The sequence below is a fragment of the Pseudomonas alcaligenes genome (genome assembly GCF_041729615.1).
GTDB classification, from domain to species: Bacteria; Pseudomonadota; Gammaproteobacteria; order Pseudomonadales; family Pseudomonadaceae; genus Aquipseudomonas; species Aquipseudomonas alcaligenes_B.
This window is the reverse complement of record NZ_CP154874.1, coordinates 1,459,233-1,476,059: the sequence shown is the minus strand read 5'-3', so window position 1 is coordinate 1,476,059 and position 16,827 is coordinate 1,459,233. Positions and strand designations below refer to the sequence as shown.

15 protein-coding genes are annotated in these 16,827 nt (G+C 65.6%); 11 read left to right on the top strand and 4 right to left on the bottom strand.

Annotated features, from left to right (window positions below; all coding sequences use genetic code 11):
* Positions 1–21: 21 nt before the first annotated feature.
* Entirely contained in the window at positions 22–1,716 is a 1,695-nt protein-coding gene (locus tag AAG092_RS07155) for an L-lactate permease (RefSeq protein ID WP_373389130.1), read from the bottom strand.
* A gap of 287 nt (positions 1,717–2,003) precedes the next feature.
* Between AAG092_RS07155 and AAG092_RS07150 the strand changes: the two genes are divergently transcribed.
* Positions 2,004–2,771 carry an FCD domain-containing protein gene (locus AAG092_RS07150; RefSeq protein WP_373389129.1) on the top strand — a complete coding sequence of 256 codons (768 nt, stop codon included), beginning with the start codon at positions 2,004–2,006 and terminating at the stop codon, positions 2,769–2,771.
* A 40-nt stretch (positions 2,772–2,811) separates the two neighbouring features.
* Here the strand turns inward: AAG092_RS07150 and smpB are convergent, their stop codons facing one another.
* Positions 2,812–3,294: an SsrA-binding protein SmpB gene (gene smpB / locus AAG092_RS07145; protein ID WP_110680883.1), complete on the bottom strand. Its 483-nt coding sequence runs from the start codon at positions 3,292–3,294 to the stop codon at positions 2,812–2,814.
* A 129-nt stretch (positions 3,295–3,423) separates the two neighbouring features.
* Here smpB and AAG092_RS07140 point away from each other — a divergent pair, with 129 nt between their 5' ends.
* Positions 3,424–3,858, top strand: a complete 435-nt coding sequence (locus AAG092_RS07140) for a type II toxin-antitoxin system RatA family toxin (RefSeq protein WP_373389128.1) — start codon at positions 3,424–3,426, stop codon at positions 3,856–3,858.
* Positions 3,851–4,165, top strand: coding sequence for an RnfH family protein (locus AAG092_RS07135; RefSeq protein WP_110680885.1), 315 nt, complete (start codon positions 3,851–3,853; stop codon positions 4,163–4,165). The genes AAG092_RS07140 and AAG092_RS07135 overlap by 8 nt, the downstream gene beginning before the upstream one ends.
* 57 nt (positions 4,166–4,222) lie before the next feature.
* Here the strand turns inward: AAG092_RS07135 and AAG092_RS07130 are convergent, their stop codons facing one another.
* Positions 4,223–4,738 (bottom strand): outer membrane protein assembly factor BamE, encoded by a 516-nt coding sequence (locus tag AAG092_RS07130; protein ID WP_373389127.1) that lies wholly within the window; start codon positions 4,736–4,738, stop codon positions 4,223–4,225.
* A 97-nt stretch (positions 4,739–4,835) separates the two neighbouring features.
* Here AAG092_RS07130 and fur point away from each other — a divergent pair, with 97 nt between their 5' ends.
* Positions 4,836–5,246, top strand: coding sequence for a ferric iron uptake transcriptional regulator (fur, locus tag AAG092_RS07125; RefSeq protein ID WP_110680887.1), 411 nt, complete (start codon positions 4,836–4,838; stop codon positions 5,244–5,246).
* A gap of 51 nt (positions 5,247–5,297) precedes the next feature.
* Here the strand turns inward: fur and recN are convergent, their stop codons facing one another.
* Complete coding sequence (gene recN / locus AAG092_RS07120; RefSeq protein ID WP_373389126.1) at positions 5,298–6,971, bottom strand: DNA repair protein RecN; 1,674 nt, start codon at positions 6,969–6,971, stop codon at positions 5,298–5,300.
* Between the two features lie 146 nt (positions 6,972–7,117).
* Here recN and grpE point away from each other — a divergent pair, with 146 nt between their 5' ends.
* From grpE to greA, 7 genes are all read left to right on the top strand, one after another.
* Entirely contained in the window at positions 7,118–7,687 is a 570-nt protein-coding gene (gene grpE, locus AAG092_RS07115) for a nucleotide exchange factor GrpE (RefSeq protein ID WP_373389125.1), read from the top strand.
* Positions 7,688–7,795: 108 nt separating this feature from the next.
* Positions 7,796–9,712 carry a molecular chaperone DnaK gene (dnaK, locus tag AAG092_RS07110; protein ID WP_373389124.1) on the top strand — a complete coding sequence of 639 codons (1,917 nt, stop codon included), beginning with the start codon at positions 7,796–7,798 and terminating at the stop codon, positions 9,710–9,712.
* 113 nt (positions 9,713–9,825) lie between these two features.
* Positions 9,826–10,950: a molecular chaperone DnaJ gene (dnaJ, locus tag AAG092_RS07105; protein WP_373389123.1), complete on the top strand. Its 1,125-nt coding sequence runs from the start codon at positions 9,826–9,828 to the stop codon at positions 10,948–10,950.
* Positions 10,951–10,960: 10 nt separating this feature from the next.
* Positions 10,961–11,764, top strand: a complete 804-nt coding sequence (dapB, locus tag AAG092_RS07100) for a 4-hydroxy-tetrahydrodipicolinate reductase (protein WP_373389122.1) — start codon at positions 10,961–10,963, stop codon at positions 11,762–11,764.
* Positions 11,765–11,949: 185 nt separating this feature from the next.
* Entirely contained in the window at positions 11,950–13,086 is a 1,137-nt protein-coding gene (gene carA / locus AAG092_RS07095) for a glutamine-hydrolyzing carbamoyl-phosphate synthase small subunit (RefSeq protein ID WP_110680893.1), read from the top strand.
* Between the two features lie 36 nt (positions 13,087–13,122).
* The gene (carB, locus tag AAG092_RS07090; protein ID WP_373389121.1) at positions 13,123–16,344 is read left to right on the top strand and encodes a carbamoyl-phosphate synthase large subunit; all 3,222 of its coding nucleotides are present in this window, start codon (positions 13,123–13,125) and stop codon (positions 16,342–16,344) included.
* Positions 16,341–16,817, top strand: coding sequence for a transcription elongation factor GreA (gene greA / locus AAG092_RS07085; RefSeq protein ID WP_110680895.1), 477 nt, complete (start codon positions 16,341–16,343; stop codon positions 16,815–16,817). The genes carB and greA overlap by 4 nt, the downstream gene beginning before the upstream one ends.
* The last annotated feature ends 10 nt before the right edge of the window (positions 16,818–16,827 follow it).

Below are 16,827 nucleotides of genomic sequence, written 5' to 3'. Positions count from 1 at the left end.
GGGGCGCTGCCGGGGTTGCGGTCAGCGGGCGAGCAGCGGATCGCTGATACCCAGAGCGTAGATCGCCAACAGGGCGATCAGGCCGGTGAACAGTACGTAGTACAGGGTGGGCCAGACGGTCTTGCGCAGGGTGGTGCCTTCGCGCCCGAGCAGGCCGACCGTGGCCGAGGCGGCCACCACGTTGTGGATGGCGACCATGTTGCCGGCCGCCGCGCCGATGGCCTGTACGGCGACGATCAGCGCGGTGGAGATGCCCAGGTTCTGCGCCACGCCGAACTGGAATTGCGCCAGCATCATGTTGCTCACCGTGTTGGAGCCGGCGATGAAGGCGCCCAGGGCACCGACGCTGGGCGCCAGCAGCGGGTAGATGCCGCCGACGCTGTCGGCCACGTAGCGCGCCATGGTGATCGGCATGCTGGCCAGTTCCGCGCCGTTGACCCCGGAGTTGATCAGGATGCGCACCATCGGCACGGTGAACAGCAGGACGAAGCCGGCGCCGAGCAGCACGCCGGTCGATTCCCTCACCGCCGCGCCCAGCTCGCGCACCTTCATGCCATGCAGGAAGAAGGTGGCCAGCACCACGGCGACCAGGATGCCGCCGGGCAGGTACAGCGGCATGAAGTCGGCCTTGATGCCGGCCTCGCCGAGGATGTCCGGGAACACCAGCACCACGGATTTCAGTGCGGCGCCGACTTCCGGGAATACCCGGCTGACCACCAGCAGGGCACCGACCAGCACATAGGGCAGCCAGGCGCGCAGGGTGCCCATGGGCTTGACGGTGAGGCTGTCGAGCTTCATCTCGACGCTGCCCAGCCACTCGCTCGGCCATTCGTTGGCCGGGGCGAAGTCCCAGGTCTTCTTCGGTACCAGGAAGCCGAGGCGGGCGGCGCTACAGACGATGGCCAGGCCGATCAGGCCGCCCAGCAGGGAAGGGAATTCCGGGCCGAGGAACACGCCGGTGGCGGCATAGGGCAGGGTGAAGGCCAGGCCGGCGAAAATGGCGAAGGGCAGCACCTCGAAGCCGGCCTTCCAGCTTTTCTCGCGGCCGAAGAAGCGGGTCAGCATCAGCACCATGATCAGCGGCATCAGGGTGCCGACCGTGGCATGGATGATCGCCACTTCGCTGGTGATCAGCTGCAGGTAGGCCTCCCAGCTGGAGCCCTGGGCGGTCAGCTGCGTGCCGATGCCGGCGCTGTCCAGGCCGGTGTTGAGGCCGACCAGGATCGGCGTGCCGACCGCGCCGAAGGACACCGGCGTGCTCTGCACCAGCATGCCGAGGATCACCGCGGCCAGCGCCGGGAAGCCGATGGCCACCAGCAGCGGCGCGGCGATGGCCGCCGGGGTGCCGAAGCCGGAAGCGCCCTCGATGAAGCAGCCGAACAGCCAGCCGATGATCAGCGCCTGGATGCGCCGGTCCGGGCTGATGGTGGCGAAGCCGGCGCGGATCGCGGTGATGCCGCCGGAGTGCTTGAGGGTGTTGAGCAGCAGGATGGCGCCGAAGATGATCCACAGCACTCCGCCGGTGATTACCAGGCCCTGGACGGTGGAGGCCAGGATGCGGTTGAAGCTCATGTCCCACACGGTCAGGCCGATGCCGGCGGTGAGCAGGTAGACCAGCGGCATGGCGCGTTTGGCTGGCCAGCGCAGGCCGATCAGCAGCACGGCGGCCAGCAGGATGGGGGAGAAGGCGAGAAGGGCGAGCAATCCGGAGGACATGGCGAGTTCTCCGTTCAGTGACGCGCCAGGCGCGGCAGTCGGGGGGTGAAGGGCATCTTGTTACCTCGGCGCATTCTTGGAGTTGTTGGGCGCGCTCTGCATAATTGGTAATACCAATTTACAAAGTGGCTGGGCCAGAGTAAAAGTCCGGCCGCGCTTCTGTCAATTTCATGGCTTGCGACTTTGGTCGAAGTGCCTCTGGTTGCCCGCCCGTGGCTGCACCTTTAGGCTTGCTGGAACGCAAGGCAGCAGAGCCATGCAGGTGGTCAAACCAGTGGGAGCGGGATATGGAAGTGGGGCCGGTACGTCAGCGCCGTCTGTCGGATGACATCGTCGGGCAGCTGGAGACCATGATCCTCGAGGGCACGCTGAAGGCCGGCGAGCGGTTGCCGGCGGAGCGGGTGCTGGCCGAGCGCTTTGGCGTGTCGCGGCCCTCGCTGCGCGAGGCGATCCAGAAACTGGTGGCCAAGGGCTTGTTGGTCAGCCGCCAGGGCGGTGGCAACTATGTGGCAGCCGAGCTGGGATCGACCTTCAGTGATCCCCTGCTGCACCTGCTGGAGAGCAATCCGGATGCCCAGCGCGATCTCTTGGAGTTCCGCCACACCCTGGAGGGCTCCTGTGCCTTCTATGCGGCGCAGCGTGCTACTGCCCTCGATCACGAGCGCCTGCGGGCGGCCTTCGACGAGCTGCAGCGCTGCTATGCGCCGAACAGCAAGGCCAGCCGGGCGGAGGAGGGTGCCGCCGATGCGCGCTTCCACCTGGCCATCGCCGAGGCCAGTCATAACGCCGTGCTGCTGCACACCATTCGTGGGCTGTTCGACCTGCTCAAGCACAACGTGGTAACCAACATCGGCGGCATGTACCTGCAGCGCAACGAGACTCGCGATCAGCTGCGCGCGCAGCACCAGGCGTTGTTCGAGGCAATCATCGCGCGCCGTGCCGAGGAGGCGCGCGAGCTGTCCAACCGGCATATCCACTATGTGCAGGAGGTGCTGGCCGAGGCTCAGCAGGAGGCGCGCCGGCTCGAGCGGGCGCAGCGGCGCCAGGGGCTGTAGTGCGGGCGGGCATGAAAAAGGGCGGATATCCGCCCTTTTCTTATTCTTCCTTGCCCTTGCTGCGCATGGCGCGGGAGATCTCCCGGTCGGAATCGCGCTCCTTCTCGGTGGCGCGCTTGTCGAATTCCTTCTTGCCCTTGGCCAGGGCGATCTCGCACTTGATCAGGTGCTTCTTCCAGTACAGCGCCAGGGCCACGCAGGCGTAACCCTTCTGCTGCACGGCGCCGAACAGCTTGCCCAGCTCGCGCTTGTGCAGCAGCAGCTTGCGCGTGCGGGTCGGGTCGGCGATGACGTGGGTGCTGGCGGTCTTCAGCGGCGTGATGTGGGCGCCGAACAGGTAGGCCTCGCCGTCCTTGAGCAGCACGTAGCTGTCGACCAGCTGGGCCTTGCCCGCGCGCAGGCTCTTCACTTCCCAGCCGGACAGGGCGATGCCGGCCTCGAACTTGTTTTCGATGGAATAGTCGTGCAGCGCCTTCTTGTTCAGCGCGATGGTTCCGGTGGGGTGTTTCTTCTGCTTGGCCATAGGGCGCGCATTATAGGGAGTCGGCGCGGCCCTGGCGACAGGCGCGCTTGAGGGGGCTGGTCGAATTCCGCACAATGCGCGCTCCGTGGCGCCGGCGAGCCGGCGCAGCAGTTCAGGAATCCAAGGCTGATGAGTACCCGCATCCAACGCTCGGCCCTGCTGCCCTATCCGGCGCAGGTCCTCTACGACCTGGTCAACGATGTGGCCAGCTACCCGCAGTTCCTGCCCTGGTGCTCGGCCGCCGAAGTGCTGGAAGAGAGTGCCGAGGCAATGCGCGCCAGCCTGACCGTGGCCAAGGGTGGGGTCAGCCAGCGCTTCATGACACGCAATCGCCTGGTGCCGGGCAAGTCGATCGAGATGCAGCTGGAAGAGGGGCCCTTCACCCAGTTGCAGGGCACCTGGGAATTCAAGGCGCTGGGCGACAAGGCCTGCAAGATCAGCCTGGACATGACCTTCGACTATGCCGGGCCATTGGTCAAAGCTACCCTGGGGCCGCTGTTCAACCAGGCGGCCAACACCCTGGTCGATGCATTCTGTCAGAGGGCCAAGCAACTGCATGGATAAGCCGAACATCAGCGTCGAGGTGGTCTATGCCCTGGCCGAGCGGCAGAAGCTGCTGCGCCTGAGCGTGCCCGTCGGCACCACGGTGCGCGAAGCGGCGCTGCGCTCGCGCCTGGACGAGCATTTCCCCGGGCTGGATCTGGCCAGCGCACCGCTGGGGATATTCGGCAAGGCGGTGGCCAGGCCCGAGGAACGGGTACTGGAAGAGGGTGAGCGGGTGGAAATCTACCGGCCGCTGATCGCCGACCCCAAGGAAGTGCGCAAGCAGCGCGCGGCCAAGGCTGCGGCGGCCAAGGCGGGCGACGACTGAAGTTGGCTCCGCAATGAAAAAGCCCCGCACTTGGCGGGGCTTTTTCGTATCCGGCTATTACTGCGGCATCGGGTCGAGCGGTTCCGGCACGGGAACCGGGATCGGCTCGGCGGCATCCACTTCGTCCTGGATCTGCTCCAGCAGCGAGCCCGGCTTGGCCGGTTCTTCCCGGACCTCGGTCTGCGGCTGTTGCACGCTGGTGTCGCTGCCTTCGCCGAGGATTTCCTGGTCGCGGCTGACGCCCGGCATGAAGTCGCCGGCCAGGCCGATCAGCTGGTCATTGCCGTCGAACATCAGGCTGATGCGCTCCTGGTAACGCTGACGGCCACCCGGCTGGATGCTGTACAGGTAGTCCCAGCGCTTGGCGTGGAAGGTATCGGTGATCAGCGGGTTGCCCATGATAAACCGCACTTGGCGCTGGGTCATTCCAGGCTTCAACTGGTCTATCATGTCCTGTGTAACGACATTGCCCTGCTGGATGTCGATCTTGTAGACCCCGGGAAACGAACAGCCGGCGAGCGCGAACAGACCCACGAGGGTGAGGCTGGGCAGCAAGAGCTTGGTGTTTTGCATCGGTGGGTGACTTCCACTATCTTGGCTGGGCAAATTAAACCCCGATCATACCCGCATTAACGGGAGCTGCGAAGCAGCAACCACGAGAAAGCTGACCATGGTTGAAAACAACGAACTGCGCAAAGCTGGCCTCAAGGTCACTCTGCCGCGTGTGAAGATTCTGCAGATGCTCGACTCCGCCACTTCCGGCCAGCGCCACATGAGCGCCGAGGACGTGTACAAGGCCCTGATGGAGGCCGGCGAGGACGTCGGGCTGGCCACCGTCTACCGCGTGCTGACCCAGTTCGAAGCCGCCGGCCTGGTCGAGCGCCACAACTTCGACGGCGGCCATGCCGTGTTCGAGCTGGCCGACGGTGGCCATCACGACCACATGGTCTGCGTGGACACCGGCGAGGTGATCGAGTTCTTCGACCCGGAGATCGAGAAGCTGCAGAAGGACATCGTCAAGCAGCACGGCTTCGAGCTGGTCGACCACAACCTGGTGCTCTACGTGCGCAAGAAGAGCTAAGCGCACAGCGAGCCAATGAAAAAGGCGCCCCGCGGGGCGCCTTTTTCGTTTTCAGGCCTGGGCGCGGGTCACCATCTTGCGGGCGTGCTGCAGGGACTCCTTGGTGAGGTCGACGCCACCGAGCATGCGCGCCACTTCCTCGACCCGCTGTGCCGTATCCAGGCTGGCCACGGCGGTGCGGGTCTCCGCGCTGTCGCGCTGCTTGTGCACGAACAGGTGGTGGTGGCCCTGGGCGGCGACCTGCGGCAGGTGGGTCACGGTCAGCACCTGGCCGCGCTCGCCGAGGCGGCGCAGCAGCTGGCCGACCACTTCGGCGGTGGGGCCGCCGATGCCGACGTCGACTTCGTCGAATACCAGGGTCGGCACCCGCGAGGTCTGCGCGGTGATCACCTGGATGGCCAGGCTGATACGCGACAGCTCGCCGCCGGAGGCGACCTTGGCCAGCGACTTCAGCGGCTGGCCGGGGTTGGCGCTGACCAGGAACTCCACCTGCTCCAGGCCGTGCGGGTGCGGTTCCTCGCCGCCAAGTGGCAGCAGTTCGATGCTGAAGCGCCCGCCGGGCATGCCGAGGGTCTGCATCTCCACCTGCACGGCTTCGGCCAGGCGGCTGGCGGCCTGCTGGCGCAGGGCGCTAAGTTCGACGGCCTTGTCCTGGTAGTGGCGTGCGTAGGCGGCCAGCTCTTCGCCGAGGCGTTCGACCGCCTCGTCGTCGGCGTTGAGGCTCTCCAGTTCCTCGAGCAGGCGTTGCTGCAGTTCGGCCAGCTCGGTGGGCTGCACGCGGTGCTTGCGCGCCAGGCTGTAGATGGCGTCCAGGCGTTCTTCGAGGAGTTGCTGGCGCTGCGGGTCGGCGTCGAAGTGGTCGATGAAGCGGTTCAGCTCGCCGACCGCCTCCTCTACCTGGATCTGCGCGCTGGCCAGCAGGTTGGTCGCCTCGCTCAGGGCGCCGGGCTGGTTGGCGAAGCCGCCGAGGCGGTTGAGGCTGGCGGTCAGCGCCGACAGCACGTTGCCGGCATCGCTCTCGCTGCATAGCTCGAGGACCTGGCGGCAGGCGCCGAGCAGCTGCTCGGCGTTGCTCAGGGTCTTGTGTTCCTGTTCCAGCTGTTCCAGCTCGTTGTCGCCCAGGGCCAGGTTTTCCAGCTCTTCCAGCTGATAGCTGAGCAGCTGGTGGCGGGCACGCTGTTCGTCGCCGCTGGCGGACAGGCGCTGCAGCTCCTGGCGGGTCTGGCGCCAGCGCTGGGCGGCCAGCTGCACCTGGCGCGCCAGTTCCTGGCTGCCGGCGTATTCGTCGAGCAGGCGGCGGTGGGTGTCCGGCTTGAGCAGCGACTGGTGCTCGTGCTGGCTGTGGATGTCGATCAGCAGCTCGCCCAGGGCCTTGAGGTCGCCCAGCGGGCAGGGGCTGCCGTTGATGTAGCCGCGCGAGCGGCCCTCGCTGGTGATGACCCGGCGCAGGATGCACGGGCCGTCGTTGTCCAGGTCGCGCTCGGCCAGCCAGGCGCGGGCTTCGGCGATGTCCTCCAGGTCGAAGCTGGCGAGGATGTCCGCCTTGTCCGCGCCGGGGCGCACCACGCCGCTGTCGGCGCGGTCGCCCAGGGCCAGGCCGAGGGCGTCGAGCATGATCGACTTGCCGGCGCCGGTCTCGCCGGTGATCACCGACATGCCGCGCTGCAGTTCGAGGTCCAGGTGTTCGACGATGGCGTAGTTGTGGACGGACAGGTGCACCAGCATGAGGAGCGCTCCCAAAAGTTGTGCTGTCTATTTATACAGTGTTTTGTTTTGCCTCGGCAATAACCCTTGAAACCCTGTGGCAGGCCCCCATATAGGCGACCAGAAGCGCGGGCCACGACCCGCTGTCGCATTCACAGGAGGACCCAATGGCAGACGAACAGACCCTGGACACGGCAACCCCGGAAGAGCAACTGGCGCCCGAGGCGACCGCCGGCGACGATCTGGCCGCTCGCGTGCAGACCCTCGAAGAGCAGCTGGCCGCGGCCCAGGATCAGTCCCTGCGCATGGCCGCCGATCTGCAGAACGTGCGCCGTCGCGCGGAGCAGGACGTGGAGAAGGCGCACAAGTTCGCCCTGGAGCGGTTCGCCAACGACCTGCTGCCGGTGGTCGACAGCCTGGAGCGCGGCCTGGAGCTGACCAGCGCCGCCGACGAGGCGAGCAAGGCCATGCGCGAGGGCATGGAGCTGACCCTCAAGCTGTTCCACGACACCCTCAAGCGCTACCAGCTGGAGGCGCTCGATCCGCATGGCGCGCCGTTCAACCCGGAGCATCACCAGGCCATGGCCATGGAGGAGAGCATCCATGCCGAGCCGAACACCGTGCTCAAGGTGTTCCAGAAGGGCTACCTGCTCAACGGTCGCCTGCTGCGCCCGGCCATGGTGGTGGTGAGCAAGGCGCCGCTGACCCCGCCGCCGTCGATCGACGAGCAGGCTTGAAATACCCGGTAACGGCCCCATCTACAGGGCAAGCGATTCAGTAGCTGACGCCGTGTGCCGCAGGCCGCGACGTACTCAAGGTTAAAGACAGAGTTTCGGAGAATATTCATGGGCAAGATCATCGGTATCGACCTGGGCACCACCAACTCCTGCGTGGCCATCCTGGAAAACGGCAACGTCAAGGTCATCGAGAACGCCGAGGGTGCGCGTACCACCCCCTCCATCATCGCCTACACCAACGATGGCGAGACCCTGGTCGGCCAGAGCGCCAAGCGCCAGGCGGTGACCAACCCGCACAACACCCTGTTCGCGGTGAAACGCCTGATCGGCCGCCGCTTCGAAGAGGACGTGGTGCAGAAAGACATCAAGCTGGTGCCTTACAAGATCGTCAAGGCCAACAATGGCGACGCCTGGGTGCAGGCCGGCGGCAAGGACATGGCGCCGCCGCAGATCAGCGCCGAAGTGCTGAAGAAGATGAAGAAGACCGCCGAGGACTACCTGGGCGAGCCGGTCACCGAGGCGGTGATCACCGTTCCGGCCTACTTCAACGACAGCCAGCGCCAGGCCACCAAGGATGCCGGCCGCATCGCCGGCCTGGACGTCAAGCGCATCATCAACGAGCCGACCGCCGCGGCCCTGGCCTACGGCATGGACAAGGCCAAGGGCGACCACACCGTGATCGTCTATGACCTGGGTGGCGGTACCTTCGACGTATCGGTGATCGAGATCGCCGAAGTCGACGGCGAGCACCAGTTCGAAGTGCTGGCCACCAACGGCGACACCTTCCTCGGTGGCGAGGACTTCGACATGCGCCTGATCGACTACCTGGTCGACGAGTTCAAGAAAGAGTCCGGCATGGATCTGAAGAACGATCCGCTGGCCCTGCAGCGCCTGAAGGAAGCCGCCGAGAAAGCCAAGATCGAGCTGTCCTCGAGCCAGCAGACCGACGTCAACCTGCCGTACATCACCGCCGATGCCAGCGGTCCGAAGCACCTCAACGTGAAGATTTCCCGCGCCAAGCTGGAAGCCCTGGTCGAGGATCTGGTCGCCCGTACCATCGAGCCGTGCCGCATCGCCCTGAAGGACGCCGGCATCGACGCCAGCAAGATCGACGACGTGATCCTGGTCGGTGGCCAGACCCGCATGCCGCTGGTGCAGCAGAAGGTCGCCGAGTTCTTCGGCAAGGAAGCGCGCAAGGACGTCAACCCGGACGAAGCCGTGGCCATCGGTGCCGCCATCCAGGGCGCCGTGCTGGCCGGCGACGTCAAGGACGTGCTGCTGCTCGACGTCTCCCCGCTGACCCTGGGCATCGAGACCATGGGCGGCGTGATGACCCCGCTGATCGAGAAGAACACCACCATCCCGACCAAGAAGTCGCAGGTGTTCTCCACCGCCGACGACAACCAGAGCGCCGTGACCATCCACGTGCTGCAGGGCGAGCGCAAGCAGGCCGCGCAGAACAAGTCGCTGGGCAAGTTCGACCTGGCCGAGATCCCGCCGGCGCCGCGCGGCGTGCCGCAGATCGAAGTGACCTTCGACATCGACGCCAACGGCATCCTGCACGTGTCCGCCAAGGACAAGGCCACCGGCAAGCAGCAGTCCATCGTGATCAAGGCCAACTCCGGCCTGTCCGACGAGGAAATCGAGCGCATGGTGCGTGACGCCGAGGCCAACGCCGAGGAAGACCGCAAGTTCGAGGAGCTGGCCGCGGCCCGCAATCAGGGCGACGGCCTGGTCCACGCCACCCGCAAGATGATCACCGAGGCCGGCGACAAGGCCACTGCCGAGGAGAAGGCGGCCATCGAAAAGGCCATCGGCGACCTGGAAGTGGCCCTCAAGGGTGACGACAAGGCCGAGATCGAGGCCAAGATCAACGCCCTGTCCGAGGCCACCACTCCGCTGGCGCAGAAGATGTACGCCGAGCAGCCGCAGCCGGGCGCAGCCGCCCAGGGCGCCGAGGGTGCCAAGGATGCGGCCGACGACGTGGTCGACGCCGAGTTCGAAGAGGTCAAGGACAACAAGTAAGCCCCGCTTACTAGGGTGCCAGCCGGCTGCGTTGCGGTCGGCGATTCTCCGCGCGGGGGCTTGCTCCCGCGTTGGCGTGTCTGGAGCCTGTGAATCAGAGGTGTTGAGGATTTATGGCCAAACGTGACTATTACGAAGTGCTCGGAGTCGAGCGCGGCGCCAGCGAGGCGGACCTGAAGAAGGCCTACCGCCGCCTGGCGATGAAGTACCACCCGGACCGCAACCCGGATGACAAGGCAGCGGAAGAGAAATTCAAGGAGGCCAACGAGGCCTACGAAGTGCTCTCCGACGCCGCCAAGCGCTCGGCCTACGACCAGTACGGCCACGCCGGGGTCGATCCGCAGATGGGTGGCGGTGCCGGTGGTTTCGGCGGCGCCAACTTCTCCGACATCTTCGGTGACGTGTTCAGCGACTTCTTCGGCGGCGGCCGCGGCGGCTCGCGCGGCGGCGCCCAGCGCGGCTCGGACCTGCGCTACACCCTGGAGCTGGACCTGGAAGAAGCGGTGCGCGGCACCACCGTGACCATCCGCGTGCCGACCCTGGTTGGCTGCAAGACCTGCGATGGCTCGGGCGCCAAGAAGGGCACCAGTCCGGTGACCTGTACCACCTGTGGCGGCATCGGCCAGGTGCGCATGCAGCAGGGCTTCTTCTCGGTGCAGCAGACCTGCCCGCGCTGCCACGGTAGCGGCAAGATGATCACCGACCCCTGCGGCAGCTGCCACGGCCAGGGTCGCGTGGAGGAGAGCAAGACCCTGTCGGTCAAGGTGCCGGCGGGCGTCGATACCGGCGATCGCATCCGCCTGTCCGGCGAGGGTGAGGCGGGCTCCCATGGCGGGCCGGCCGGTGACCTCTACGTGGTGGTCAACGTGCGCGAGCACCCGATCTTCCAGCGCGACGGCAAGCACCTGTACTGCGAGGTGCCGATCAGCTTCGCCGACGCAGCGCTGGGTGGCGAACTGGAAGTGCCGACCCTGGACGGCCGGGTCAAACTGAAGATTCCGGAAGGCACCCAGACCGGCAAGCTGTTCCGCCTGCGCGGCAAGGGTGTGGCTCCGGTGCGTGGTGGCGGTGCCGGCGACCTGCTGTGCAAGGTGGCGGTGGAAACCCCGGTCAACCTGGACAAGCGTCAGCGCGAGCTGCTGGAGGAATTCCGCAAGTCGCTGGAGGGCGACAGTTCCCACTCGCCCAAGGCCAGCGGCTGGTTCGATGGGATGAAGCGTTTCTTCGGTGACATCTAAGGATTCGGCTATGCGACGTATTGCAGTGATGGGCGCCGCCGGGCGCATGGGCAAGAACCTGATCGAGGCAGTCGGCCAGGCCGAGGGCGCGCAGCTGAGCGCCGCCATCGACCGTCCCGACAGCAGTCTGATTGGCGCCGATGCCGGCGAGCTGGTGGCGCAGGGCAAGCTGGGCGTGCAGCTGGTGGGCGACCTGAATGCCGTGCTGGATCAGTTCGACGTGCTCATCGACTTCACCCACCCTTCGGTGACCCTGAAGAATCTGGAAATCTGTCGGCGCGCCGGCAAGGCCATGGTCATCGGCACCACCGGCTTCTCGCCGGAGGAGCGGCAGCAGCTGGAGGCGGCCGCGCAGGAGATCCCGATCGTCTTCGCCGCCAACTACAGCGTCGGCGTCAACCTCTGCCTGAAACTGCTGGACACCGCTGCGCGCGTGCTGGGCGACGAGGTGGACATCGAGATCATCGAGGCGCACCACCGGCACAAGGTCGACGCACCGTCCGGTACCGCGCTGCGCATGGGCGAGGTGGTGGCCAATGCTCTTGGGCGTGACCTGCACAAGGTCGCGGTCTATGGCCGTGAAGGCCAGACCGGCGCGCGCGAGCGCGAGACCATCGGCTTCGCCACCGTGCGTGCCGGCGACGTGGTGGGTGATCACACCGTGCTGTTCGCCGCCGAGGGCGAGCGCGTGGAGATCACCCACAAGGCCTCCAGTCGCATGACCTTCGCCAAGGGCGCGGTGCGCGCGGCGCTGTGGCTGCAGGCGCAGCCGGCCGGTCTTTATGACATGCAGGACGTGCTGGGCCTGAACTGAAATACCTTTTCGGTCCATGCAATTGCTGGACCGAAAAGGGCTTTTCCTGTAAGCTGCCCGCTTTAGTGTGTCCACTAAAAGTTACGCAGAATGAATCAGATAAAGAAGCGGGGTGACGGTCAATACGTCATCCCGCTTTTTTACAACCTGCGTTTGAACAAGCAGCAGATCTAAGGGAGGTCTTCTTGACTAAGCCAGCCATACTCGCACTCGCTGACGGCAGCATTTTCCGCGGCGAAGCCATTGGTGCCGATGGCCATACCATTGGTGAGGTGGTGTTCAACACCGCCATGACCGGCTATCAGGAAATCCTCACCGATCCTTCCTATGCCCAGCAGATCGTCACCCTGACCTACCCGCACATCGGCAACACCGGCACCACGCCGGAAGACGCCGAATCCAACCGCGTGTGGGCCGCCGGCCTGATCATCCGCGACCTGCCGCTGATCTCCAGCAACTGGCGTGACAAGCAGCCGCTGGATGAGTACCTGAAGGAAAACGGCACCGTCGCCATCGCCGGCATCGACACCCGTCGCCTGACCCGCATCCTGCGCGAGAAGGGTTCGCAGAACGGCTGCATCCTGGCTGGCGAAGGCGCGACCGAGGAAAAGGCCCTGGAACTGGCGCGCAGCTTCCCCGGCCTCAAGGGCATGGACCTGGCCAAGGTGGTCAGCTGCACCGAGCGCTACGAGTGGCGTTCCAGCGTGTGGAACCTGCAGACCGACAGCCACCCGGAAATCGCCGCCAGCGAGCTGCCCTACCACGTGGTCGCCTATGACTACGGGGTCAAGGTCAACATCCTGCGCATGCTGGTCGAGCGCGGCTGCCGCCTGACCGTGGTGCCGGCGCAGACCCCGGCCAAGGATGTGCTGGCACTGAACCCGGACGGCGTGTTCCTCTCCAACGGCCCCGGCGACCCCGAGCCGTGCGACTACGCCATTGCTGCGATCAAGGAAGTGCTCACCACCGACATCCCGGTGTTCGGCATCTGCCTCGGTCACCAGCTGCTGGCCCTGGCCTCTGGTGCCAAGACCCTGAAGATGGGCCACGGCCACCACGGTGCCAACCACCCGGTGCAGGACCTGGATTCCGGCGTGGTGATGATCACCAGCCAGAACCACGGTTTCGCCGTGGATGAAGCCAGCCTGCCGGGCAACTTGCGCGCCACCCACAAGTCGCTGTTCGACGGCACCCTGCAGGGCATCGAGCGCACCGACAAGGTGGCCTTCAGCTTCCAGGGTCACCCGGAGGCGAGTCCCGGCCCGCACGACGTGGCCCCGCTGTTCGATCGCTTCATCGAAGCCATGGCCAAGCGCCGCTAAGCCCCGCCGACTGACCCAAGGATTCGAGTAAGAAACATGCCAAAACGTACAGACATCAAAAGCATCCTGATTCTCGGCGCCGGCCCCATCGTCATCGGCCAGGCCTGCGAGTTCGACTACTCAGGCGCCCAGGCCTGCAAGGCCCTGAAGGAAGAAGGCTTCCGCGTCATCCTGGTGAACTCCAACCCGGCCACCATCATGACCGACCCGGCCATGGCCGACGCCACCTACATCGAGCCGATCAAGTGGGCCACCGTGGCCAAGATCATCGAGAAGGAGCGTCCGGACGCCCTGCTGCCGACCATGGGCGGCCAGACCGCGCTGAACTGCGCCCTGGACCTGGAAAGGCACGGCATCCTGGAGAAGTTCGGCGTCGAGATGATCGGTGCCAACGCCGACACCATCGACAAGGCCGAAGACCGTTCGCGCTTCGACAAGGCCATGAAGAGCATCGGCCTGGCCTGCCCGCGCTCCGGCATCGCGCACAACATGGAAGAAGCCTACGGCGTGCTGGAGCAGGTGGGCTTCCCCTGCATCATCCGTCCGTCCTTCACCATGGGCGGCACCGGCGGCGGCATCGCCTACAACCGTGAAGAATTTGAGGAAATCTGCGCCCGCGGCCTGGATCTGTCGCCGACCAGCGAGCTGCTGATCGACGAATCGCTGATCGGCTGGAAGGAGTACGAGATGGAGGTGGTCCGCGACAAGAAGGACAACTGCATCATCGTCTGCTCCATCGAGAACTTCGATCCGATGGGCGTGCACACCGGCGACTCGATCACCGTGGCCCCGGCGCAGACCCTGACCGACAAGGAATACCAGATCATGCGCAACGCCTCCCTGGCGGTGCTGCGCGAGATCGGCGTGGAAACCGGGGGCTCCAACGTGCAGTTCGGCATCTGTCCGAACACCGGGCGCATGGTGGTGATCGAGATGAACCCGCGCGTGTCGCGTTCCTCGGCGCTGGCCTCCAAGGCCACCGGTTTCCCGATCGCCAAGATCGCTGCCAAGCTGGCGGTCGGCTACACCCTCGACGAGCTGCAGAACGACATCACCGGCGGCCGCACCCCGGCCTCGTTCGAGCCGGCCATCGACTACGTCGTCACCAAGATCCCGCGTTTCGCCTTCGAGAAGTTCCCCAAGGCCGACGCCCGCCTGACAACCCAGATGAAGTCCGTGGGTGAGGTCATGGCCATCGGCCGCACTTTCCAGGAATCCGTGCAGAAAGCCCTGCGCGGCCTGGAAGTGGGCGTCGCCGGTTTCGATCCGAAGCTCGACCTGAACGACCCGGAAGCCGAGAGCACCCTTCGTCGCGAGCTGACCGTGCCCAGTGCCGACCGCATCTGGTACGTGGCCGATGCCTTCCGCGCCGGCAAGAGCGTGGCCGAAGTGTTCGAGCTGACCCGCATCGACGAGTGGTTCCTGGTGCAGATCGAGGACCTGGTCAAGGACGAGGAGAAGGTCAAGACCCTCGGCCTGTCCGCCATCGACTACGACCTGATGTTCAAGCTCAAGCGCAAGGGCTTCTCCGACGCGCGCCTGGCCAAGCTGCTCGGCGTCTCCGAGAAGAGCCTGCGTGCCCATCGCCACAAGCTGAAAGTGCTGCCGGTGTACAAGCGCGTCGACACCTGCGCCGCCGAGTTCGCCACCGACACCGCCTACATGTACTCGACCTACGAGGAAGAGTGCGAGGCCGCGCCGTCGACCCGCGACAAGATCATGATCCTCGGCGGCGGTCCCAACCGCATCGGCCAGGGTATCGAGTTCGACTACTGCTGCGTGCACGCGGCGCTGGCCATGCGTGAAGACGGCTACGAGACCATCATGGTCAACTGCAACCCGGAAACCGTCTCCACCGACTACGACACTTCCGACCGCCTGTACTTCGAGCCGGTGACCCTGGAAGACGTGCTGGAAATCGTCCGCGTCGAGCAGCCGAAAGGCGTGATCGTGCAGTACGGTGGTCAGACCCCGCTGAAGATCTGTCGTGCCCTGGAAGAGGCCGGCGTGCCGATCATCGGCACCAGCCCCGAGGCCATCGATCGCGCCGAAGACCGCGAGCGCTTCCAGCAGATGGTCCAGCGCCTCGGCCTGCGCCAGCCGGCCAACGCCACCGCGCGCAGCGAAGACGAGGCCCTGGCCCTGTCCAAGGGCATCGGCTACCCGATGGTCGTGCGTCCGTCCTACGTGCTGGGCGGCCGGGCGATGGAAATCGTCTACCAGGAAGAAGAGCTCAAGCGCTATATGCGCGAAGCGGTGAAAGTGTCCAACGACAGCCCGGTGCTGCTGGATCGCTTCCTCAACTGCGCCATCGAAGTGGACGTGGATGCGGTGTGCGACGGCGAGACCGTGGTGATCGGCGCCATCATGCAGCACATCGAACAGGCCGGCGTGCACTCCGGCGACTCCGCCTGCTCGCTGCCGCCTTACTCTCTGCCGGCGCACATCCAGGACGAGATCCGCGAGCAGGTCAAGAAGATGGCCCTGGAGCTCGGCGTGGTCGGCCTGATGAACGTGCAGATGGCCGTGCAGGGTGAGGACATCTACGTCATCGAAGTGAACCCGCGCGCCTCGCGTACCGTGCCGTTCGTCTCCAAGTGCGTCGGCGAGTCGCTGGCCAAGGTGGCCGCCCGGGTCATGGCCGGCAAGAGCCTGGCCGAGGTTGGCTACACCAAGGAAATCATCCCGCCGTTCTTCAGCGTCAAGGAAGCGGTGTTCCCCTTCGCCAAGTTCCCGGGTGTCGACCCGATCCTCGGCCCGGAAATGAAGTCCACCGGCGAGGTTATGGGCGTCGGCGACAGCTTCGGCGAAGCCTTCGCCAAGGCTCAGGTCGGTGCCAGCGAGATCCTGCCGAACTCCGGCTGCGCCTTCATCAGTGTGCGCGAGGATGACAAGGAGCAGGCGGTGCAGGTAGCGCGTGACCTGGTGGCGCTGGGCTTCGAGGTGGTCGCCACTGCTGGCACCGCCAAAGTGATCGAGGCGGCCGGTCTGCCGGTGCGCCGGGTGAACAAGGTGACCGAAGGTCGTCCGCATGTCGTCGACATGATCAAGAACGACGAGGTCACCCTGATCATCAACACCACCGAGGGGCGTCAGTCCATCGCTGACTCCTACTCGATCCGTCGTAACGCTCTGCAGCACAAGATCTACTGCACCACCACCATCGCGGCGGGGCAGGCGGTCTGCGAGGCACTCAAGTTCGGTCCCGAGAAGACCGTGCGCCGGCTGCAGGATCTGCATGCAGGAATCAAGGCATGAACAAGTACCCCATGACCGTCCAGGGCGCGCGCGCCCTGGAAGAGGAACTGGCACATCTGACCAAGGTGCGCCGCCCCGCACTCAGCCAGGCGATCGCCGAGGCTCGTGAGCTGGGTGACCTCAAGGAAAACGCCGAATACCACGCCGCCCGCGAGGAGCAGGGCATGGTCGAGGCGCGTATCCGCGATATCGAGGGGCGTCTGCAGCATGCGGTGGTGATCGACGTCACCACCATCCCGCACAGCGGCAAGGTGATCTTCGGTACCACCGTCGACATCGCCAACTGCGATACCGACGAGACCGTGACCTACCAGATCGTCGGCGAGGACGAGGCCGACATCAAGGTCGGCAAGCTGTCGGTCAGTTCGCCCATCGCCCGCGCCCTGGTGGGCAAGGAGGAGGGTGACGTGGTGGCGGTTCAGACCCCCAGCGGCCTGGTCGAGTACGAGATTGTCGAAGTCCGCCATATTTAAGCGTCAGCGA